This is a genomic window from Brachybacterium sp. GPGPB12 (genome assembly GCF_038396325.1).
In the GTDB taxonomy this organism is placed as follows: domain Bacteria; phylum Actinomycetota; class Actinomycetes; order Actinomycetales; family Dermabacteraceae; genus Brachybacterium; species Brachybacterium conglomeratum.
The window spans coordinates 2,509,021-2,530,327 of sequence record NZ_CP149573.1; the positions used below are offsets into that span (position 1 = coordinate 2,509,021).

Below are 21,307 nucleotides of genomic sequence, written 5' to 3' on the forward strand. Positions count from 1 at the left end.
GTCAGGAACCATGCCGCGCCCTCCCCTCCCCGCCCGCCCCGCCTCTGCCGCACCCGTCCCCGACGCCCCCGCCGCCCGCGGGCTCTCCCGCCGGCGCCTCCTGCAGGGCTCGGCAGTGCTCGGACTCGCCGCCGGCGCCACCGCGCTGGACCTCAGCGGGTCGCCGCCCATGGAGCGCGCCCTCGCCGACGGCGGCGTCGACCTGGACATCCTCTACATCGGCGCCCACCCCGATGACGAGGCCTGGACGCTGGCCGCCTTCGGGCAGTGGAACGAGTACGAGGACCAGCGGGCCGGGGTCATCACGATCACCCGCGGCGAGGGCGGCGGGAACGCCGTCGGCCTCGAGGAGGGCCCTGCGCTGGGGCTGATCCGCGAGGGCGAGGAGCGCACCGCCGTCGGCTTCGCCGGGATCGAGCACGTCTTCAACCTCGACGCGGTCGACTTCTTCTACACCCTCTCCGCCCCGCTCAGCCACGAGGTGTGGGGCGGGCGGGACGTGCTCAGCCGCGTGATCCGCGTCGTGCGCGCGACGCGGCCGGACGTGATCGTGACGATGAACCCCTCGGCCGTGCAGGGCAACCACGGCAACCACCAGCAGGCCGCGATGTTCGCCGTCGAGGCGTACCTCCTCGCCGGCCGCGAGGACGTCTTCCCCGAGCACTTCGACGAAGGCCTGAAGCCCTTCGCCCCGACGCGGTCGCTGCGCTCCGGCTCCGACGGGCAGGCGCCGACCGGGCCCGACGCCGTCGCGACCGGGTTCACGCCGCTGGTGGCGAGCGACGTGGTGTTCGGGGCGTGGAACGGCACCGAGTCCGAGAAGCACGGCAAGCGCTGGTCGGCCGTGCGTGACGACTCGATCCACGCCTACCGCACCCAGGGCTGGCACGTCTTCCCGCCCACTACCACGGACCCCGAGAAGATCCCCGCCGCCTGGTTCACCCTGATCGACTCCCGCACCCCGTTCCCGGATCCGACCAGCGGCGACACCGCGGCGCTCGGCGGGGCGAGCCTCCCGGTCGAGGGCGGGTCGCCGCTCGGCACCACGCTCGAGCGCGCAGCGAGCAGTTCGCCGTGCAGACCGGCGGCGCTGTCGAGGTCGAGGTGGAGATCGGCTCCCCGGGCGCCGCCCTGCCCGGCGTGCAGGTCGAGCTCGAGGTTCCGGACGGATGGGACGCCGGGCGCCGGCAGGTCCTCGGCACGATCCCCGCGAAGCAGTCCCGCACCGCGACCTTCACCGTCGAGGTGCCGGTCAGCGCGACCCCCGGCGAGCACGTGCCGCTGCGCGCCCGCGTCACCTCCCGCAAGGGCAGCGGCGAGAACGTGCTCCCGCGCGCACCGCCGGCGTGGTCGAGGCCGGGATCGCCGACCGCGCCGAGATCGCCGCCTTCCTCGAGTGGACCGAGGAGCTCGGCATGCGCCGCCTCGACGCGCTCGTGCCCACCCGGCGCTCGCTGGGTCAGGGCCGCGCCGAGGAGTTCGAGATCGTGGTGCGCAACCGCTCCGAGCAGGTGCAGGACGCCGAGGTCACCCTCACCCTGCCCGACGGCTTCACGGCCGAGCCGGCCCAGGCGCTGGTGGAGGGCGTGCCCGCGCTCGGCGAGTCGACGGCCACGGTGCGGATCGAGAACACCGACCCCTCGCGCCGACGGCGAACCGCGCTCCGGACGGCGGGGTCTACGCCGTCACGGTCACCGCGTCGGCCGGAGGCGTCGCCGCCGCGACCGCGCAGGGCCTCCACCTCGTGCCGCGGCTGGTCGCCTCCCGCACCGAGGGCGTCGAGGTCGACGCGGTGCGCGGCACCGGGGAGTACCCCGGCGAGCCGATCGACATCGGCACCCTGTGGGAGGGCTCGGCGGTCACCGCCGAGGACGCCTCCGGCTCCACCTGGGTCACCTACGACGACGCGGCGCTGCACGTGTTCGTGCAGGTCATCGACGATGTGCTCGGCACGCTGCCGCCGCCGGAGGACAACAAGCGGCGCTTCCGCACCGACTCGGTCGAGATCATGATCGATCCGCGCGGCACCTCCGACCACACCGCCACCACCTTCATCCTCGGGGCGCCGCCCGGCACGGACGACGGCGCGGGCGGCGTGGGCGGGCCGGTCGCCGGACGCGACCACGACAACCGCCAGGGCCCGATCGAGGAGGTCGCGCCCTCGGTGAGGATCGCCGCCGAGATCTCCGAGCCCTACCAGGGCTACGTGCTCGAGACGACGATCCCCTTCGCGGAGGCGCCCGACGGCATCGACCCCACCCGCATGGGCTTCAACGTGGTCGTCTACGACTCCGACACCCAGGACCGCACCGGCCAGTCCCGCATCGGCTGGTCCACCTTCCCCGGCGTGCAGGCCGACCCCTTCCGCTGGGGCGTGCTCGAGCCGCCGGACCTGGAGGCCCAGCCGTCGGCGCCGGTCGAGGCGCGGATCCCGAACACCTCGGCCCGCTCCGTGGCCTCGCCCCAGTCGATCCTGCAGTCCGCGGCCGACGGGGTGGGACTCGGCGGCTTCCCCTCGCTCGGCGCGGACGCGGTGCGGGTGGACAAGGCGACCCGCCGACGCCGCGAGATCAGCGCCGTGGTGCGCACCGCGGCGCCCGGCACCCGGCGCGTGTTCGTCTGGGACGGGGAGCGGACCGTCGGCGAGCTCGAGGCGACCGACGTCCGCTCCGCCCGCGAGGTCGTGACGATCCCGCTGGTCGGGGACGTGCCGGCCGATGCGACGCTGACCGTGGCCGTGTCGCTGGAGAACGAGGACGGCGCCGGCGCGGGTGCCGCGACGGTGCGCTGAGCGGGCGGGCGGCGGCTACTGCGCAGTCACCGCTCGCTCGAGCGCGGCGAGGGACTCCTCGAGGAAGCGCGGCGGGAACGGCGGCAGGCCGAACTCCTCCCGGAGCGGGTCGGGCACAGTGCTCCAGTCGTAGGTCAGCGTGACCTCCGTGGCAGGCCCCGGTGCGGCCGAGACGGCCGCCAGCGGCCCGATCAGCGGTCCTCGATCTCCAGCAGGCTCGCCGCGCTCTCGATCTCCTCGTGCTCGGGGCGCTCCTTCTGCATCCGCTCCATGTACGGCCGCGCCCGCTCGACCTCTTTGCTCCAGGTTCGTCACCGTGGTGAGGAAGTTCTGGTTGGCCTGGGTGCGGAAGGAGTCGATGCCGTCCATCGTGGTGAACAGGTTGTCGAAGGCCTTCTGCGGCGTCTCGGCGGAGACGCCGGAGTTCGCGGCCTGCTGCCGCACCTTCACCGAGTTGTCGGCGAGCATCTTCGAGGTGGAGGAGATGAGGTTGTCGGTGGTGGCGTTGACCGCGTCGATCTGGTCGAGCACGAGCTTCTGGTTCTCGAGCGCCTGCGCGGTGATCACGGCGGTGCGCAGGGCGGTGACGGTGGTGGTGCGGGCCCGCTCGACGCCCTGCTGGAGCTTGGTGTTGTTGTCCTCGATGACGCCCATCGAGAGGTAGGCCTGCACGGTCACCGCGATCTGGGTGGCGACGTCCTGGCGGCGCTGGCGCACGGCGAAGAGCACGTCCCGCTCGAGCGCATCGGCGTCGGCCTGCTTGCCGGAGGCGCGCATCTCCTCGGCCTTGCGCACGGCCCGATCATCCAGCGGCCCCAGCAGGTGGGAGGCCTTCTGGAGGGCGCCGAGGTCCTCCCAGAGGGCGCGGCGCTCCACGGCGAGCTCGGCGTTGTCGCGCTGGAGCCCCTCCTGGCCGCGGGAGAGCGCGCCGAGGACGTGGTCGAGCTGGTCCTGGTTCGACTCGAAGTCGCGGAAGTAGCGCTTGGCGCGGTTGCGGCCGGGCAGGAAGCCCAGCGCCTTGTCGGCGAAGGTCTCCTCCTTCGGCGCGAGCTCCTCCATGGTGGTGCGCGACTCGGTGAGCGACTTCGCGACGTTCTCCTGGGCGCGCCCTTCTTGTCCTTCGCGTCCCGCGGCGCCTGCTCCATGAAGCGCGAGGAGGTCTGCGAGGTGCGCTCGAAGGTGCGCCGCGCGACCGCGCCGAGGGCGTTGACCTGCGCGGTGAACTCCTGGGAGTGGGGGTTCAGCTGGGAGACCTGGTCGACCCAGGCGTCGGCCCGCCGCTCGAGCTCCTGCCGCTTCTCGGCGGGGAGGTCGGGCGGCGACGGAGACCGCGTCGTCGTCGCTGATCTCCTCGACCGGGTCGGCGGGGGTGATCTCCTGGGCGGGGGTGGGCGGCTGGAGCTTGTCCATCGGTGCCTCCTGGGCGGGTCGCGGGTGATGGCTGGTGGTCGATGCCGGCGGGGCCGGGCATCTCTCGGGCGGATGGTCGGTGAGTGCGGGTCGGTCGGCGGTGGTGGAGGGGCGGCGGTGCGGCCGGCGGGGCGGGTCAGACGTCGATGATCGGGTCCAGGTGCTGGTCGGCGAAGCGCTGTCGCAGGAACTCGGAGTGCACCTCGAGCGAACGGGAGACTCCGCCGACGAGGTCGCTCTCGATCCGCTCGACGCCCTCGGCGAGCACGTCGAGCCGCCGGTCGATCGAGGCGAGGTTCGCCAGCGCCTCCTCGCGGGCGGAGCCGGCGAAGGTGCGCAGGAAGCCGATGATCTCCGCGGCGGCGTCGACCAGGTCGGGCACGTAGCGGGTGGCGATGCCCTCCAGCATCGTCACCTCGCCCACGGAGGGGCGCATCTGCTGCGCAGCCGCTCCGCACCGACGAGCGCGTCGATTCTGGTCAGCAGCGAGTCGACGTCGTCGAGCACCTGCATCGCAGGAGCCGCGGCGGCCTGCGGGCGCGGCTCCCGCACGCGACTGCGGGTGGTCTCGTCGGCCTCGAGGATCCGTTCGAGCACCTCACGGGTGCCGCCGGTGACGCTCGCATCGATCACGGGACGCTCGGCGGATCCCGACCGGGGACGGTTCACGGCCACGCCGACCCCGCCGAGGGCGACGGCGCCGACGCCGACCGCGGCGCCGAGGGCCAGCACGGGCCCGCCGAGGCCGGTGCCGAGCACGACCAGCAAGGTTGCGAGGCCGGCCAGACCGCCGAGGACGACGGGAGCGCCGAGCCGCACCATCCAGGAGGGACGCGGCGCGGACACCTCGCGGGAGGCGGGGCCGCGGACCGTGCCCTCGAGCGCTGTCTGCTTCGGCCCCCACAGGTCGCGCCGCTCCGCGGTCGCCTTCCACGGCAGGTCCTGGGCGCCGGGGGCGACCGGCCTGTCGGCCGACGGGTCGGTGGGTCGTGTATCGGCCGACGCGGTGGCCGGGTGGAGAGGAGGCGCCGAGGCGCCGACCGACGGGACAGCCGCTGGTGGGCGGAGCCGCTCGTCGCGGGCAGCGGGGCCGACGGCCGGGTCGGCGACCTGCGGGCCGGACTGCTGGGCCGGAGAGCCGGACTGCTGCGCCGGGGGCCGGGCTGGTGGGCCAGCGGAGGCGGCGAGTCGGGCGCGAAGGGGTCCGGGAACCGGTCGCTCCCGCTGCTCGGCCGCTCGGCCGAGGGTGTCTCTCCTGCGCTCACTGCGATTCGCTGTCCTCCCCGGGACGGTGACGAGGCCCGAGCGTCGGCCCGTGCAGGCGGGGGGACCGCCTCGAGGGCCGTGCGCACGCCTCGTCCTGGACGTGCTGGAAGGCTACCGCGAGCGGCTGGACCGCAGGTGGGCGCGGGCTGGATCCGGGGGATGGCCGGGGGAGGGCATGGGGAGTTCTCCCCAGGCAGTTCGCCCCATCGCGCATTCCCAGCACCCGTCATAGATTCCAGGCACTGGGTGCGGGACCTCGGGGGAGAGGGATGGTGGCCCTCCGCGGGGGCGGAGGCCGGCGCCGGGCCCGTGGCCCAGCGGAGGCGGGAGACGGATCGGGGGATCCGCTCCCGCCTTCATGCCGTCCGCGCTGTGCAGGTCCTCGCACAGCGGCGGCGCCACTCGGCGGCATCGTCGAGGGCGCCGTGCGGGAAGGGCGCAGGACGGGCCGACGAGCAGTGCGCCCGGGGCGGTGTGATCCCGCTGACGGGTGGTGGACAGCTCTTTCGCGCGCGCCCGCGAGGACCCTAGTCTTGACCGGTGCGCCGAGGCGCACGATTTCCCCGACTGACCTGGCAGGACGCGTCTTGCACCAGGCGCGTCCCACACACCGCTGAAGGAGGCCTCCGGCATGGATCCTCGCCCTGACATCCACCTCGGTCACGAGATGACCCCGACGACCCATACCGGGCCCATCCCGGCCGTGTCCGCGAGTGCGGACGCCGGGCGCCGTGACTCCTCCGCGCGCACCACCGCCGCCGTGATCATCGCGCTCGTTCTCGCCTTCATCGGCATCGTGCTGATGGGTCTCTGAGCGGTCGACCCCTCGCCGGGAACGACACGGGAAGGATCCGTCGGCCCGCGGCGTTGCTCCCTCGCAGCCCGGGGTGTGAGGCCCGCGAGGCACGAGGAGAGGACCTTCCCATGATCGACCTGGACCTGACCGGCAGGACGGCCTTCGTCAGCGGCTCCACGCAGGGCATCGGCCTCGCGATCGCGCAGCGGCTCGCGCTCGCCGGAGCGCGCGTGGCGGTCAACGGCCGCAGTGCAGAGCGGGTGCAGGAGGCGCTCGATGCCCTGGTCGGCGCAGGGGTCGACCCGTCGCAGCTGATCGCGGCGCCCGGCGACGTCACTGCGGAGGACGGTCTCGCCGCCGCGCTCGAGGCCGCCGGCGAGGTGGACGTGCTGGTGAACAACCTCGGCATCTTCGGCGCCGCGCCCGCGCTCGAGATCACCGACGCCGAGTGGAAGCGCTACTGGGACGTGAACGTGATGGCCGCGGTGCGGCTGATCCGCACGACCCTGCCCGGCATGAAGGAGCGCGGCTGGGGGAGGGTGCTGAACATCGCCAGCGACTCCGCGATCGTCACCCCGGCCGAGATGATCCACTACGGCGTCTCCAAGACGGCGCCGCTGGCCGTCTCCCGCGGCTTCGCGAAGGACGCCGCCGGCACCGGCGTCACCGTGAACTCCGTGATCGCCGGGCCCACGTACACCGAGGGCGTGCAGGACTTCGTCTACGAGCTGGTGGATCCGTCCCTGCCCTGGGAAAGGGCGGAGGCCGAGTTCATGCGCCTGCACCGCCCGCAGTCGCTGCTGCAGCGCCTGATCCGGCCCGAGGAGATCGCCAACATGGTCGTCTACCTCGCCTCGCCGCTCGCGTCGGCCACGACCGGCGGGGCGCGCGCGTGGACGGCGGGTACACGGACGCGATCCTGCCGTGAACGACGGGCGGCGATACCGCCCACCCGTTTTCTGCACAACTGTGTGATGTCGGCGGCATCGGACGAAAGTCCTGCTCATTCGTGGTCGTTGAATCGTAATCTTCAAGGGTCTCCGGTGGGGAGACACGGGGGACGGGCGACTGCCGCCGACGCCCCGGTCCGTGCCGTGCACGGACATCGGTGACGATCACGAAGGATGGGCATGAACGCTCAGAACCCGACTCCGCCGCGCCCGGACGGGAGCCAGAACTGGCCCACGGCGCCTACGTACGGCCAGAGCCCGCGGGGCGGCCTGCCCTTCGAGCCGGCCGCTTCGGCGCGGCGACCCGCGGCGCCCCGTGCAGGCCCCGGCCAAGAGCTTCCCGATCGCCTGGGTGCTCTCGCTGTTCCTGGGGGTGTGTGGAGTGGACCGCTTCTACCTCGGGAAGTGGAAGACCGGCCTGCTGAAATTCTTCACTCTCGGCGGGCTGTTCATCTGGTGGCTGGTCGACCTGGTGTCGCTGAGCATCGGCCGGGTCAAGGATGCCAAGGGCCGGCCTCTGCGTCAGTTCGAGACGATGAAGTGGCCCGCGCGTGCCATCTCCGGCGTGGTCGCGCTCGGATTCGTCGCGATCATCGCGGGTGGAGGCACGGTCGAGACGCCCCCGGCCGACGAGGTGGTCGCGGGTGAGACCGCCCTCGAGGAGACCGCCGTCCTGGCGGACGAGGCGACAACGGAGACGCCGACGACGGCCACTCCCACGACGGAGGCGCCGAGCACCCCGGCGCCCACCACCACGGCCGCCCCGACGCCCTCTCCGACCCCGGAGCCCGTCGCCGCCGAGGGCACGGCGCTCGCCGTCCTCGCCGGACTCGACGAGAAGGGCCGCGCCCCGAAGACGGACTACGACCGCGAGCTGTTCGGCTGGCGCGACGACATGGACCGCAACGGTCGCGACACCCGCAACGACATCCTGCGCCGCGACCTCACCCAGATCACCCTCAAGGGCGGCACGAACGGTCGCGTCGTCCAGCGCGGCACCCTCGACTCCCCGTACAGCGGCGACACCGTCGACTTCGATCGCGAGAACAGCACGATCGACATCGACCACGTCGTGGCGCTCTCCGACGCCTGGCAGACCGGCGCCGCGAGCTGGGACGAGCAGACCCGCCGCGAGTTCGCCAACGACCCGCTGAACCTGCTCGCGGTCGAGTCGAGCCTGAACCGGCAGAAGAGCGACGGCGACGCCGCCACCTGGCTCCCGCCGCTCAAGGACTACCGGTGCGAGTACGTCGCCCGGCAGATCGCCGTGAAGGACAAGTACGACCTCTGGGTCAAGCCCGCCGAGGCCGACGCCATGCGCCGCGTCCTCGGCGACTGCGAGGGCTTCCTCGCGATCGAGGACGACGACCAGTGGCCGGCGACCGGCGAGGGCGACGTCGTCGCCACCGAGGAGGAACCCGCGCCGGAACCGGCGCCCGCGCCCGAGCCCGCCCCGGAGCCCGCGCCCGAGCCGGAACCCGCGCCCGAGCCGGCGCCGGCCACCACTCCGGTGTACGAGCCCGCGCCGAAGGAGGAGTCGAACGACAGCGGCTCCGGCGGCGGCGCGCCTATTACAAGAACTGCGACGCCGCGCGCGCCGCCGGCGCGGCTCCCGTGCACGCCGGCGACCCTGGCTACAGCAGGAAGCTGGACCGCGACGGCGACGGAGTGGGTTGCGAGTAGTTCATTCCCAGTCCGCCATGGCGGCGACAAATTGGCTTTGTGCGTATAGGATCTTAGTATTTCGTCATGTAGATGCAGGCGCTCTCGCGGGGGAGTAGGCCCCAGGTGCCCAGGGAAGGGTGTCCGGCAGTAGTAGGGTGGCTCCGATCGCTATCGCGTTCATTTTGATGAACAGGGTTTGACGATGGGCGGGGATGTGAGCCTGCCTTCTGGAACGATACTTAAAGGGAGTCATGGGATGAACTACGATGCAACTTATCATCGCAATGAACGCCTTCGAGCGCTGGCGCGGTGGTCTGAGGCGGGCGTTCTGGAGCCTCGCCGTCAACTGCCCATCGAGAAGGCATTCGCCGATCGAGTGCGGGAGAAATCCGACATCTTCTTTCGACCGATGGCTGTGGCGGACCAGAGTTCTATTGAGTATCATCGCCAGTTGAGCTATTTGATCGACGCATTCGACGCACTTCCGGGTCGCGTGGATATCGCCTTCGATTCGACCTGGAAAGCTTTAGAGCTGGCCTCAAAGGAACTATGCTCGGGACATATTACCGACCGTCTGAAAGGCCTCTCCGAGAGGCTTGAGCCGGGGGTAGTTAATTTGATCAGCGAGAAGTATCCTGCGCAGTCTTGTGAGTACTTGTATCAAAGATTCGTTGTGGACGCACTGCAAGGCTCGGCCGACCCGCGACTCGAGAAGCGTCTTGACGGCCTAGGCGAGCCCCTCGTTTCTCAATTGGTTGACTATCTCAAGTCGGAGTATGGGGACGAGACGGACGAGCGCCGCAGGAAAGGCGCCATGCTCTTAAGGCGGGCATTAAGGGGGGATACCCTTAGGTTGGGAGATGTTGAAGGGTTTGCGCTAACCACAGTGCCGCGCGCAAAAATGCTGCTTTCGTTGTTCCTTTACACGGCGCGCAATGATCGATTCCATGGAGAATCCTTTTCTCCGTTTGTCAGCAGTAAGGCGACAATGCGCACGTATACGCATCCATACTTTGCATTCCTCGCTTCATACTACGCCCTTGTGGGCACTTGGAAGATTGTGTATCCAAGTGTGGTGGAGGGGGTGCCGCCGAAGCGGAAGCGTCGCTCCGTGAAAATATGGAAGCATGCCAGCGGCTTTTCGGACATCACTGGTCTCGGTGATGGACTTGCGGTCAGGTCGAGGTGCCGATAGGCGGAGAGCGATGCAGTCTGGATTCATCTTTTAACTCGAGCGCGATCTGGTTCTGTCTTCGTACTGTGTACTCGAGGAGCCCTTGGCGTTCCAGGTGACGCCGCCGAGGCGGCCGACTATCGCATTGAACTGTCCCGGCAAGCCCGTATCTTCTGCTGGTACCTCAGGACTGCTCTGCAGATGACTCAGCCGCTCACCGTCGCCGCAGGACCAGCACTGCGTCGAGGTGCTCGCCCGTCGACCCATCGGGGGCGGTCGCGGCGCGCGGTCGCTCCTCGGCGAGCTCTACCTCCCACTCCTCGGTACTGCCGGCGAGTCGCCCTGCCTCGTCCTGCACGGACACCATCGTCGCCGGGTGGTCCTTCGCCCAGGACGGCGGAGCGGCGTGCGAGACCGTGACCAGGCGCCCATCGGGGCGCGCGCGGTCATGGCCCGTCGCAGAATCGCGGTGCGATCCAGGGCCACCTTGGACTGGAAGAAGTTCGCGGTGACGAGGTCGACCGTTGCCGGCTTCGGTTCCCAGGCGTCGAGGTCGACGGCCTCGAAGCTCGCGCCGTCGAGCCCCCGCGCGGCGGCCTCCCCGCGGGCACGGCCGACGGCCGTCGCGGATATGTCCAGGCCGTGCGCGGTCCAGCCCTGTTCAGCCAGCCACAGGACGTCTCCGCCCTCACCGCGGCCGAGGTCGATCGCCCGGCCCGGAGCCAGGTGCGAGACGACCTCGGACATCGTGAGGTTCACCTTCCCCGACCAGACCCGCTCGCTGGCGGAGTAGCGCCGCTCCCAGTGCTCAGCGGGGGAGAGGTCGGGGTCCGGCTCGGCGTGCGCGTGCGGGGCGTGGTGGTGTGCGGTCATGGGGCGAGCCTCGCAGACCTGGCGGTGGCGCGGAAGCGCTCTTGCGTCGTGCGCCAGAGCCGGCCGGTCCCACGTGCCGGTCGCGCGGACCGGGGTAGATTGTCGCCACATCCAGCGGCATCGCCGCGGATCGACAAGGGGAGGGGACCCGATGACGAACACGCGCCCGAGCCGCGCCGAGAAGATCGACGCCGCGACCCCTGCCTCCCGCAACCGGGTCGTCGACTTCTTGCGAGCCGCCGCGATCACCGTGGTGGTCCTCGGGCACTGGACGATCATCGCCATCGACCCCGACGGCGGGATCCTCCCGCACGGCGTGCTCGACGACGCGCGGTGGACCCATCCGCTGACCTGGCTGTTCCAGGTCATGCCGATCTTCTTCCTGGTCGGCGGGTACTCCAACGGCCTCTCCTGGCGCTCCGCGAGGCGCAAGGAGATCGCCTACGCCGAGTGGTCGCGCACGAGGCTCCGCCGCCTCGGCATCCCGTTGATCCCGCTGCTGCTGACCTGGCTCGTCATCGGCGTTGTCGCGGTCGCGCTCGGCGCCCCGCATGCGGCCGTGCGGCTCGCCTCGCAGATGGCGCTGATCCCCACCTGGTTCCTCGCCGCGTACCTGATGGTGATCCTCGTGGGGCCGCCGTGCCTGTGGCTGTGGGAGCGCTTCGGCTGGTGGTCGATCATCGGCGGCATCGCGCTCGCCGGGGTCGTCGACGCGATCAGCATCGCCGCGGACCAGCCGTTGCTCGGGTACCCGAACTACCTTCTCGTCTGGGCGGCGTTCCACCAGGTCGGCTACGCCTGGCTCGACGGCCGCCTCAGTGGGATCGGCAGACGGATGCTCGCTGGCCGGGATCGGTCTGGTCGGCCTGCTGCTGCTCGTGCTGGTGGGCCCGTATCCGGTCTCGATGATCACTGCCGGGGGAGACGCGATCTCCAACTCGAGCCCGACGCGCGTGACGATGGCCTTCCTCGGCATGCTCCAGGCCGGGCTCGTGCTCTCGCTGGAGAAGCCGCTCGAGGCGTCGCTGCGCCGGCCGAGGCTGTGGTTCGTCACCGTGCTCGTGAACCAGCGGATCATGACTTGGTTCCTGTGGCACCTCACCGTCATGGTGGGGCTCGCCCATCTGCTCCTGGCGCTCGATGCTCGGGTGGTGCCGCCCGAGCCGCTGACGGGGCTGTGGTGGGCGACCCGGCCGCTGTGGGCGCTCGTCTCGCTGGCGCTGACGGGCCTCGTGGTGCTGGCGATGGGCCGCTTCGAGGAAGCGCGGGCCGACGACCGGCCGGCCCCGCCGGTGTGGAAGCCGGTCTCTGCGGCGGTGTGCATCATCGCGGGACTCGCCGTGATGGCGTCCGTGGGCGTCGTGGGGGAGAGCGGCGTGACCTGGTGGTGGCCGCTCGTGCCGGTCGTGGGGTTGTGGGGCTTCGGGGTGTTGGGCCTGCGGCGTACGCCGAACCGCGCCTGAGACGAAGCGAACTCGCCGCGGCTGGCTTCAGCTTGCGTCGTGCTCGATCCCCGGGAACACGCGCTTGAGGATCCGAATCAGCTCGGCAAGACGCTCGCGATCGAGATGGATGGCTTGGCTCGGCTTCGGGCCGGACTTCCTCTCGGCGGAGCCGTACGTCCCGATGTATAGGAGGTTCTCCTCGCCGTAGGGCACGTTCGCCCATCCGGCGTCAGTCTCGGATCGATGGATCGAGCCCTGGCTATGGAGCTCGATGAAGCGCCGGATAAGTGCCACTGCTTTCCTCCTGATGAGTGAGCGTCGGAATGTTCAGCTCGGGAAATCCCCCGCAGAGCGGAAGATTCTTGCTGTCGCGTGCTCGAGCGCGGAGTCGTCGAGAGACGAGAGATCGGTGACCCGCGGCTCGTACTGGATCGCCTTGAGCCCGTTCCGGACGAGCTCCCGTCGGCTCTCGTGACCGGCAAGACCGCGAACCTGCTCGGCGATGGCCTGGGCGACGCGATGATCCGCGGAGAGATTGCGATCGACGAGGCCGACGAGGTCATCCTCGTAGAGGGGCGACTCCGGATCGTCGAGGAGGTCGCCGAGGATCCACGAGCGCAGGTACGCGCGATAGAACACGTTCCTGCGGCCGGACAGGTATCTGTCGCGGGGAAGCTTGCCGGAGCGGTCTGGGCCGAATCGACGCACTGCGAGATCGGGGAGCACGAGGATCGTGAGGTAGGGCCAGATCTCCGGGTCGGACGCCTGTCCTCTCCCGTCCACCTCGAACCAGTCGACGAGGAACCTTCCCGTGATCGCGTCGAACTTCCGATCGGCATCGCGGCCACGTTCGGGGACGGAGGAGAGCGCCTTCGTCAGCGAGCTGTGAAGCTCTCGCAGGCGTGACACGCCGACGGGTGCGCCTCCGAAGCTGGTGAACCTGGTCCTCGGGTCGAGAGTCCCATCGGGGAGAGAGCGGGGAGGCTCGCCCTGCTTCAGCCTCTCCTCGAGCTCGCTCAGCGCCGTGGCGGCGTCCTCGCGCGTCAGCTGGGGATAGATGCGGCTCATGCCTCTTCTCCTTCCGCGCCGAAACGGAGCGCTTCGCGAGAACGAGCGATGAGGTTCGCAGGCTCCTCCCGAGCCATCCTCATGGCCTCGCTGAGGGGCAGTCCGATGCTCTGCGCCAGCAAGCAGGCCCAATGCCGCCAGGGTCTCGTGGTCATGCTCCGCGAGGTCCTCCATCTGCCGGGGTGTCATCGTGTCTCTCCAGTTGGCGAGCTTGTGGAACACGACGAGGTGGATGTCGCTCTGGATGAGCGAGTAGATGTCCTCAGCCGCGGTGCCTTCCAGGATCTCCGCCGCGAGATGGGAGTCCACGTTCACATACAGGCGGATCGCGGTGCTCACCCTCCACGCAGGCTCGGCCTCTGGGGTGGCCTCGACGAGCCACGGCACATCACGGCGACTGGTCCGTGCGAAGGAGAGCGCCGTCGTCGGGAACGCCGCATCGTCGCTCTCGAGCCCGAGTCGCAGCGGCCTGGGCAGCCGCCAGAGCTTCGCGCCGAGATGCACGGCGTTCCTCGGGTCGGTGCCGCCGGTCCGCCCGGGACCGACTATCCAGATATCCGCGAGGACCTCGACGGCGATGACCCCGCCGTCGACCTCCACGAGGGCCTCAGCGCTCCAGACGCCGTCCTGCTCGGTGAATCGAGCCGTCTTGCGCCAGGTCGCGCGCGCCGGGAGGCACGTGGCGATCCCGACCATCGTGATCGCCTCGTCGGAGGGGATTCCGGTCTGCGCCCAGAAGTCCGGGGCGAGCTCGGCACGGCAGCGGAGGACGATGCGCTGTCCCGGCTCCCAGACATCGGCGAGCTCCTCCACAGCGGTCGCTGGTTCTAGCACGTCGATCGACGTGCTGACCGAAGCGCTGAACGGGGCGAGGAAGGGCTTCGACTCAAGGACGGCCATCGGGCGCTCCTGCCGTGATCTCGACCCTCAGGGCGCGCCGAGGTGCGCCGAGGAAGCGGACGCCGGCCTCCTCGCCGGTCCGTACGACTGCCATGTCCTTCCCCTCCGGTGCGGCGTCGTCGCCATCTGATCGCCAGGTCCTGCGGGGGGACCGGTTCGTGCAGGCCCTCGTCTCCCAGCAGGCTGACGCTCAGGCGGACTCGCCCGACAGGCCCATCGCCGGCGACGATGAATCGGACCTCCTGCTCCTGTGTCCCATCTGCCGCAGTGCGTACAAGCCGAGGAGCCCCGGCTTCGACCGTCCAGCGAGCTCGCCGTTCGGTGCGTCGCCGTCCTGTGCCGGACCGACCGGAGTCGTCGGAGACCTGTGGCGCAGGGCCGGGGAGGATGGCGCCGAGCCGGCGAGACAGAGCTCCCGTGGAACGGAAGAACTTCGGGGAAGTCGGGACCTGCTCCGCGACCGCGGGATGGATCGCCTCGATGATCCTGTCCCGGACCCGGGTCTTGGTGTGGCGGATGATCTTGGAGGACTCGCTGCTCGAGCCCTCCGTCACCCAGTTGTCGTGCGCAGGGGGCTCTGCCTCGGCGTAGTACTCGTCGAAGTCATCAGCCGACTTGAAGACAGCGAGCCAGTCCGTGCCCGCAGGAGCTTCGCGCCGAACCCAGTCCACGGTCGTGACGACGAGCTCGGCCTGCCCGCGCATCAGCGCGATGCGCATCATGCGCGACTCTTCCTCCCTCGCGGGATCGAGATCGTCGGAGGCCAGATACGGCTCGGCGGCTGGGATGCGGCGGACGAGGGCGAGGTGGCCGATGACTTTCCGGTACCTCAGGATCTCGATCACCTCGACCGCTACCCCCTGAGGAGTCCTGATCTCGGAAGAGTCCGAACGGGCGGCACGGATCGCGTTCAGACCGGAGCCCCAGAGAAGCAGCGAGCCGCCCTCGTCGATGCCGAGGTCGACGGGTCGGGAGTTCACCGTGAGCTCGAGAGCCATGGGTGACTCCACGTCCCCGGGCGCGGTGATCATCTTCGGCCAGAGGTTCGCGCGGATCGCGTGTCGTGCTCGGCGTTCGAAGTCCTGCTCCATCTCGGACGCATCGCTGCGCGGCCTGTGGAGCGGCTCGACGGAGGCGTCCTCAGAATCCTCCTCGTCCGCGATGAGCGGATCGAGGATGAGGAGGGACGTCCCCGTCTCTCCCGGTTCGAATCCTCTCTCGAAGAGCCTCGCCCCGAGCGCCGCCGCATCGTCTCCTACGACGGGGAGCACCGACTCGCCGTCCTCGGAGCGCTGGCCCCACCAGTGGCGCCCTGTGAACTGGACACCCTTCTCCTGGTAGGACTCGCCGAACGCCGAGACGATGAAACGATCCTCGATCTCACCCTCAGGATTGCGGCGGCGCGTCCAGTAGATGACCGTGCCGATGCCGCTGTACGCGAACGCCGCTGTCTTGCCGAATCCGTATGTCCCACCCGTGGTCCCGTTGTTGTGGGAGACGCCGAACTTGAGGATGAGGTCCTGGAAGCGAGCTGAGCGGCCCTTGCCGGCCGGCGACAGGTCGGACGGGCCGTCGAGCCCGCGGGTGCCTCTGTCGTAGATCTCCAGCATGCGGAAGTTCGCATGGCGGCGCATCGAGGAGAGGTCGCCGTGACGTCCTTCCGACAGGAGATCCGCGAGGTCATCGCGCAGACGGTAGTCGGTGCGACGGAGACTGATCCCGAAGAGCGGACGGCCGCGGTCGTTCCGAGCATCCCAGCTGTTCTGCGCAGTCTCGCGGATCAGCACGGCCAGACGGGAGAGCTCGGTCTTCCCCAGGAGCCGATCTCCGCCGGAGGCGTCCATGTCCCCGGGGGAGAAGCGCTTGGGGAACCACTGGAGGGTCTTGATCATGAGGTCCTGTTCAGAGATTCTCGAGGACGGCGTCGAGCTGGTCCGGATCGAGCCGGCCGGGGCAGGCGTCGAGGGACAGCTGGTAGGAGATGTTTGAGACGCCGCGCAGGGTCTCCGGGCTGAGCCTCGACGAGCGGAGGCCGGGGAAGTCACCGGTCACCTCATGGAGCCGGATCTCCTCGATGACGAAGCGTCGCTGACGGTCCTCGATGCCGGGGGCATCGTCTCCCAGAGTCCTCAGGACGTCCTCATAGGGGACTCCGTGCTCGGCGATCCGGGCGGTGAGCTCCTCCAGTGACTCGCCCTCGGTGCTGTCGGCGATGCGGAAGGCCACGAGATGGAGAGCGCCGCCGGAGGGAGGATCGAGCTGATGCTCGCCATGGATCGTCACTGCAGGGTCGCCGTCGCCGACGAGGGTCTTCACCTCGAGAGCGTTGGTGCGTGAGAAGTCGTGCACCGCTCCCTGCCGGCCCTTCCATGACGAGAGCGCGGCCTGGGGGTCTCGCGCGGCGAGACGCTCGAGCACTGTCAGCTCTCCGAAGAGCCCGACGAGTCGGTTCCTGTCCATCGCGGTGCGCTCTCGTGCGAGCGCGGCGCGCCACGACTCGAGGACCTCCGCCAGCTCGTCGATGCTGGGCCGCCCGCTCTCATCCGAGCGGTCGAGCATCTCGCCGATCAGAGAGAGGAACGTCCGCAGCAGTCGGGCATCGGTGCAGACGACGTCGAGCCAGTCGCGTCGCCCTCCGTCCTCGTTCGTCGCGATCCAGGCGGCGCGGAGAAGGCGGCCGAGCGGCACTTCGAACCTCTCGCGCTCCTCCGGAAGCCGTGTCATGAGATGGATGAGCCCGACGTGATCCTTCACGAGCAGAGCGTCCTGGAGCCGCCAAGGGCTTCCGAGGACCGTGGACACCGACTCGCCCTCCAGCACCCGCTCGGCACGGAGTCGCTCGTAGGCCTTCTGGACGCGGGTATGGCCCCGGCTCATCACGACTCCTCGTTCCTGACGTAGTCGCCCTCCTCGTCGCGTGCGACGGCGGCCTCCGCCTCTGCATCCTGCTCCTCCAGCTCGACGGACCAGTACTCCTCGGGATCCTCGTCCTCGGCGTGGGGGAAGACGACGCCGAGACCGATGATCGTCCCGTCGGCATCCATGCTGGTCCTCGTCTGCGAGTCCTTCGCGGGCTCCGACTGGCCGTCGACGGCATAGAGGAGGATCGCTCCCTGGCCGGGGCGGATCAGACTGCGAGCCGCCTTCACGGCGCTGACCTTCCGCTTGTCGACGCCGTCGAGGACCTTGAGATCCTCTTCATCGAGCTCGCCGTTGTCGGCGAGGATCCGGAGGTCGAGCATGTAGTCGTCGCCGGCCATCAGCGCTCGGATGTTGACGATCTCGGCGTCATCCGGGAGGGCGACGCCGAGCGTGCTCGCCGACCAGTTCTTCGACTTGAGCGGGGCTCGGCGCGACGCCTGCACGGTCACGCCGGGTGCGTACTCATGGTCGCTCTTCGAGGAGCCGGAGACGAGCACGAGGTTCCACTCAGCGTCGCCGCCGTGGCGCCCGAGCCAGCTCGCCATGCCCTCGGGCCGCAGCCAGCGATCGGTCGGAGACACCCAGTACTGCTCGAGGAAGGCGAGCAGGTCGGCGTTCGTGAGGCCCTGGTACATGAGGGTGGAGGTGCGGCGGGAGGAGTGGGCGCCGCGTGCGAGGACGGGTCGACCGATCTCGATCGCGCGGCGGACGAGCCCCGACGAGGCCTCGAGCGCGCGCTCCCGTCCCGCGACGGACTTGTCGAGATAGATGGTCTGACGCCTCGTCCCTCCGAGCCCGGCGCGGGCGAGCCTCGCCGCCTCCATCTTCCCCTTGCTGGTGATCTCGAGGCGCCCGGGATGGCTCTTGACCTTGATCGCGAACTCCCGGGGGTGCGCCCCTCCTTCTCCATCTCGGCGACCTCGTCGCGGAGCCGCTTCTCGACCGTCGCGAGGTGCGCGTACTCGTCGAGCGACCCGGGCCCCATCCAGACCCGGACTAGGTCGGCATAGCCGGGGCGGAAGCCGAACCAGCGGCCCATCTGCAGCAGCGTGTCGTAGGTGTTGCTCGATCGCAGGAAGTACGAGACGACGAGCCCCTCGAGCGTCAGGCCGCGGGAGAGGGTGCCGCCGCCGACGGCGATCACCGTCTGCGTGGAGTCCGGGTCGTAGACGAGGCGATCGTCGGACGCCCCGTTGTCGATCTTGACGACGACACCTTCGAGGACCTTCTTCGCGGCGGGCCACAGAGCCGCCCACCCGGGCATCTCCTCGGAGCCGCGCAGCGACACCGCACGGTCCTTCTCCGCCTCGTAGACCGAGCGGAACTCCGCCTCCTGGTCGTCGATGTCCAGGGCGACGTCGGAGATGAATCCGGAGATGACCTCCTTGGTCTGCTGGTGGACTCGGACGAGCTGGGAGGTGTGGACCAGCATCGAGGAGTCCCGGGACTTCGAGGTGCGGAGCTCCCGGATCGCGGTGGCGAGGATGAACCAGCGGATCGCGGCGGCGAGCGTCGGCGTCATCTCGGGGGAGAACTCGTCGATCTTCTTCGGCCGTGGTGTGAAGATCTGGGCTTCGTGCTCCGGCACCTCGTGGGCGAGCTGATGGATCACCTCGTCCTCTCCGCTGTCGACGGTCTGATCGACGTCGAAGAAGAGCTCGGAGCCCATGTAGCTGTCGGGCTTCGGCAAAGACGGAGACGAAGTCCTCCGGATAGAGGTCGCCGGCATCAGAGGGGTCGATGAAGACGTTCGCGAAGGGGGTCGCCGTGTACGCGACATAGGTGCCGGTGGGGACTGCGGCCCAGAGCGCTCGGATCCGCTTGTTGATGGTGGAGACGAGATCTTTCGCGCCCAGCGTGTTCGGAGTCGCCTGGTCGGACTCGTCGTCGATGATCATGACGGGGCGGCGGTTCAGGGTCGCTTCCGGGATCGACTCGAGGAACTTGGTGACGTTCGCGAGCCTCATCTCGTGCTTCTTGACGACCATGAGGGCGACGTTGCTCGTCGAGGAGAGAACCCCGGGGCCGCTGTCCTTGCCCATGTCTGCGTTCCGGCTGGTGAAGCGCCGCCAGGCGAGCCCCGAGCGCTCCTCGACGATGTCGATCCCCAGGTCCTTCTGGAGCCGGAGCTGGGTCTGGACGCGGAGGTTCGTGTACATGCCGGCGAGGACGATGATGATCCGATAGCCCTCGTCCACAGCCTTGGCGATGAGACCGGTGAAGTTCGCGGTCTTGCCCGACTGGACGTAGCCGATGACAAGACCCTTGCGGCGGTCGCCGACTGCCCTGGGGTTGGCGCACTGGCGGAGGATGCGGTCGGTGGAGCGGTGGATCGACTCCACAGCGTCGGCGGGCAGACCGCCCTGTTCGAGGCGTCGACGGTATGCGGGCCATTCACCGATCCGCGTCTTCGCCCCGCTGTACCACTCCGGCCGGCCTCCGTCCTTCCGGATCATGTCACCGTCTTTGATGCGCTTGACGGTGTTCTCCTGCGCGTCGACGTATGCCTCAAGCGCCGCTCTGAAGCCGGGGAAGATGCCTTCGACGATCGCTACGACCTCGCGGTGAGCCGCGCCCTGATCCGTCTGTCCGTCGCGCCCTGCGAGGATACCCTCGTACGCGCCGAGCGCGTCCCGGAATCGGTCATCGTCCAGCAGGTTCTCCGCCATTCCGTTCTCCCCCTGATCTCGTCCGTGGTGTCGGGAACAGGCTATCTGCGGTGGCTGACATCCGGCGGAAGAATCCGATTCCGTGGACGCACTGCGTCGATGATCCGTGCCGCGACGTCGTCGGGATCTTCGTGCTCCCAGAAGCGGAGCACCCGCCATCCTGCATCGCTCAGCCGTGCGGTTGAGGTTCGATCGCGCTCCATGTTCCGCGCGATCTTCGGCCCCCAGTAGTCGGCATTGCTCTTCGGAGGGATGAAGTGCTCGGGACAACCGTGCCAGAAGCGACCGTCGATGAATACGGTCACCTTCACGCGCGTGAAGACGATGTCAGCCCGTCGCCGTCGATCCGTGGCGTCGGCGGGGAAGTCCACCCGGTAGCGCGGCCCCGCCGCATGGAGCCGACGGCGCACTGCGAGCTCCGGAGTCGTGTCCTTCCGCCGGTTCGCCTGCATCGTCAGACGAGCATTCTCGTTGCTCGGCTGAGGAGCAGGAACCTCCATCGTCCGCTCCTCCCTCAGCGATCGACCGGTGAGCGGTCAGCTGGAGGCTCGGCGTGCCTCCACGGCCTCGACGACGCCCAGCTCTGGATCTTCGGGCTCGCGACCGCCGGGCGCGACGGAGAGATGCGGATGGTTGAGGACGCGGAGTTCGTCATCCTGCTCCTGGTCCGAGAACGCGTTCTCGAGGTGCATCTGCGCCGCCTCCCCGTGCTCGGCGAGCTCGTAGGCGCGGATCAGTTCATCGGCGTCGATGCTGGGACGGCCGACGCTCGCGTAAGACGTCCCGTCCAAGGTCTTCAGCATCGCTTCGAGGACGACCTGCGCACCTTCCGGGGGCACGGCCATTCCGACCTGGCGACGGACGCTCGGAGTCCCCCCGAAGAACTGGAACCAGTCGGGGAACGTCTGCAGGCGTGCTCGCTCTCGATTGGTGAGAGCCCGCGGCTCTTCCCAGTGGTACATGTGCGTACCGCCGCCGCCGGAGCCGGTCACCGTGTAGGAGGGCTCGTCGCGAGCGAGCCGTCGATAGATGTTGCTCAGCGTGACGCCCTTGACGTTGAGGCGCAGTGACTCGTCCTTGAACTGCGTGTTGAAGGCGTTCTTGCCGGCAGGAATGGCCTCGAGGCGGTCCACCACCGACTGGCGGTGCTTGATCCGGGTGTTGTTGTAGGCCTCGGGATGGATCGGGTCCTTCTCGATGGCCTCCCACGCCGTCTTCTGCTGAGTCCTTTGAGGCGTCGTCGGCTTCGGGACCTGGAATCCGTGTCCCAGCTTCTCGTAGATGTCGCGTCGGATCCCGGTGATGATGAAGCGGTGCCGCGCCGCCGCGGGAGCCCGTACTCCTCGAACTTGTAGAGGTGGGCGACGAGCTCGTACTC

Annotated in this window: 16 protein-coding genes and 3 pseudogenes; 8 read left to right on the plus strand and 11 right to left on the minus strand. The window is 69.4% G+C overall.

Annotated features, from left to right (window positions below):
* The first annotated feature begins 169 nt into the window (after nt 1–169).
* Entirely contained in the window at nt 170–2,791 is a 2,622-nt protein-coding gene (locus WKH84_RS14585) for a sugar-binding protein (RefSeq protein ID WP_341856909.1), read from the plus strand.
* A gap of 15 nt (nt 2,792–2,806) precedes the next feature.
* Here WKH84_RS14585 and WKH84_RS14590 read toward each other — a convergent pair whose 3' ends face one another.
* The 3 genes from WKH84_RS14590 to WKH84_RS14600 all read right to left on the minus strand — a co-directional run bounded on the left by WKH84_RS14590 (nt 2,807) and on the right by WKH84_RS14600 (nt 5,047).
* Nucleotides 2,807–4,201 (minus strand): toxic anion resistance protein, encoded by a 1,395-nt coding sequence (locus WKH84_RS14590; RefSeq protein WP_341854170.1) that lies wholly within the window; start codon nt 4,199–4,201, stop codon nt 2,807–2,809.
* A gap of 136 nt (nt 4,202–4,337) precedes the next feature.
* Nucleotides 4,338–4,637 carry a hypothetical protein gene (locus WKH84_RS14595; protein ID WP_341854171.1) on the minus strand — a complete coding sequence of 100 codons (300 nt, stop codon included), beginning with the start codon at nt 4,635–4,637 and terminating at the stop codon, nt 4,338–4,340.
* Nucleotides 4,613–5,047 carry a hypothetical protein gene (locus WKH84_RS14600; protein ID WP_341854172.1) on the minus strand — a complete coding sequence of 145 codons (435 nt, stop codon included), beginning with the start codon at nt 5,045–5,047 and terminating at the stop codon, nt 4,613–4,615. The genes WKH84_RS14595 and WKH84_RS14600 overlap by 25 nt, the downstream gene beginning before the upstream one ends.
* Nucleotides 5,048–6,098: 1,051 nt before the next feature.
* Here WKH84_RS14600 and WKH84_RS14605 point away from each other — a divergent pair.
* The 5 genes and pseudogenes from WKH84_RS14605 (at nt 6,099) to WKH84_RS14625 (ending at nt 10,073) form a co-directional block, all read left to right on the plus strand.
* Nucleotides 6,099–6,281 carry a hypothetical protein gene (locus WKH84_RS14605; RefSeq protein ID WP_341854173.1) on the plus strand — a complete coding sequence of 61 codons (183 nt, stop codon included), beginning with the start codon at nt 6,099–6,101 and terminating at the stop codon, nt 6,279–6,281.
* Between the two features lie 113 nt (nt 6,282–6,394).
* Nucleotides 6,395–7,191 (plus strand): annotated as a pseudogene (locus tag WKH84_RS14610) (SDR family oxidoreductase).
* Between the two features lie 338 nt (nt 7,192–7,529).
* Nucleotides 7,530–8,477: pseudogene (locus WKH84_RS14615) on the plus strand (NINE protein); the annotation flags it as partial.
* Nucleotides 8,478–8,827: 350 nt separating this feature from the next.
* Entirely contained in the window at nt 8,828–8,896 is a 69-nt protein-coding gene (locus WKH84_RS14620) for an excalibur calcium-binding domain-containing protein (protein ID WP_341856910.1), read from the plus strand.
* Between the two features lie 238 nt (nt 8,897–9,134).
* Nucleotides 9,135–10,073, plus strand: coding sequence for a hypothetical protein (locus tag WKH84_RS14625; protein WP_341854174.1), 939 nt, complete (start codon nt 9,135–9,137; stop codon nt 10,071–10,073).
* A 285-nt stretch (nt 10,074–10,358) separates the two neighbouring features.
* Here WKH84_RS14625 and WKH84_RS14630 read toward each other — a convergent pair whose 3' ends face one another.
* The gene (locus WKH84_RS14630; protein WP_341854175.1) at nt 10,359–10,925 is read right to left on the minus strand and encodes a class I SAM-dependent methyltransferase; all 567 of its coding nucleotides are present in this window, start codon (nt 10,923–10,925) and stop codon (nt 10,359–10,361) included.
* Nucleotides 10,926–11,076: 151 nt separating this feature from the next.
* On the opposite strand from WKH84_RS14630, the pseudogene WKH84_RS14635 reads away from it, so the two are divergent.
* Both WKH84_RS14635 and WKH84_RS14640 read left to right on the plus strand, forming a co-directional pair.
* Nucleotides 11,077–11,664: pseudogene (locus WKH84_RS14635) on the plus strand (acyltransferase family protein); the annotation flags it as partial.
* Nucleotides 11,665–11,743: 79 nt separating this feature from the next.
* A complete protein-coding gene (locus tag WKH84_RS14640; RefSeq protein WP_341857029.1) occupies nt 11,744–12,388 on the plus strand; it encodes a hypothetical protein in 645 nt (214 codons plus the stop codon).
* A 27-nt stretch (nt 12,389–12,415) separates the two neighbouring features.
* On the opposite strand, the gene WKH84_RS14645 is transcribed toward WKH84_RS14640, so the two are convergent.
* Genes WKH84_RS14645 through WKH84_RS14675 form a run of 7 tightly spaced genes read right to left on the minus strand, consistent with a single transcriptional unit; the run spans nt 12,416 to nt 21,236 of the window.
* The gene (locus WKH84_RS14645; protein ID WP_341854176.1) at nt 12,416–12,664 is read right to left on the minus strand and encodes a hypothetical protein; all 249 of its coding nucleotides are present in this window, start codon (nt 12,662–12,664) and stop codon (nt 12,416–12,418) included.
* Nucleotides 12,665–12,697: 33 nt separating this feature from the next.
* Nucleotides 12,698–14,338, minus strand: coding sequence for a hypothetical protein (locus tag WKH84_RS14650; protein WP_341854177.1), 1,641 nt, complete (start codon nt 14,336–14,338; stop codon nt 12,698–12,700).
* Complete coding sequence (locus WKH84_RS14655; protein WP_341854178.1) at nt 14,266–16,230, minus strand: hypothetical protein; 1,965 nt, start codon at nt 16,228–16,230, stop codon at nt 14,266–14,268. The genes WKH84_RS14650 and WKH84_RS14655 overlap by 73 nt, the downstream gene beginning before the upstream one ends.
* A 10-nt stretch (nt 16,231–16,240) precedes the next feature.
* Entirely contained in the window at nt 16,241–17,215 is a 975-nt protein-coding gene (locus WKH84_RS14660) for a PD-(D/E)XK motif protein (RefSeq protein ID WP_341854179.1), read from the minus strand.
* Nucleotides 17,215–19,929 carry a hypothetical protein gene (locus tag WKH84_RS14665; protein ID WP_341854180.1) on the minus strand — a complete coding sequence of 905 codons (2,715 nt, stop codon included), beginning with the start codon at nt 19,927–19,929 and terminating at the stop codon, nt 17,215–17,217. Before WKH84_RS14665 ends, WKH84_RS14660 begins: the two co-directional genes overlap by 1 nt.
* 41 nt (nt 19,930–19,970) lie before the next feature.
* Nucleotides 19,971–20,429: a very short patch repair endonuclease gene (locus WKH84_RS14670; protein WP_341854181.1), complete on the minus strand. Its 459-nt coding sequence runs from the start codon at nt 20,427–20,429 to the stop codon at nt 19,971–19,973.
* Between the two features lie 36 nt (nt 20,430–20,465).
* A complete protein-coding gene (locus tag WKH84_RS14675; RefSeq protein WP_341856911.1) occupies nt 20,466–21,236 on the minus strand; it encodes a DNA cytosine methyltransferase in 771 nt (256 codons plus the stop codon).
* Nucleotides 21,237–21,307 lie beyond the last annotated feature (71 nt).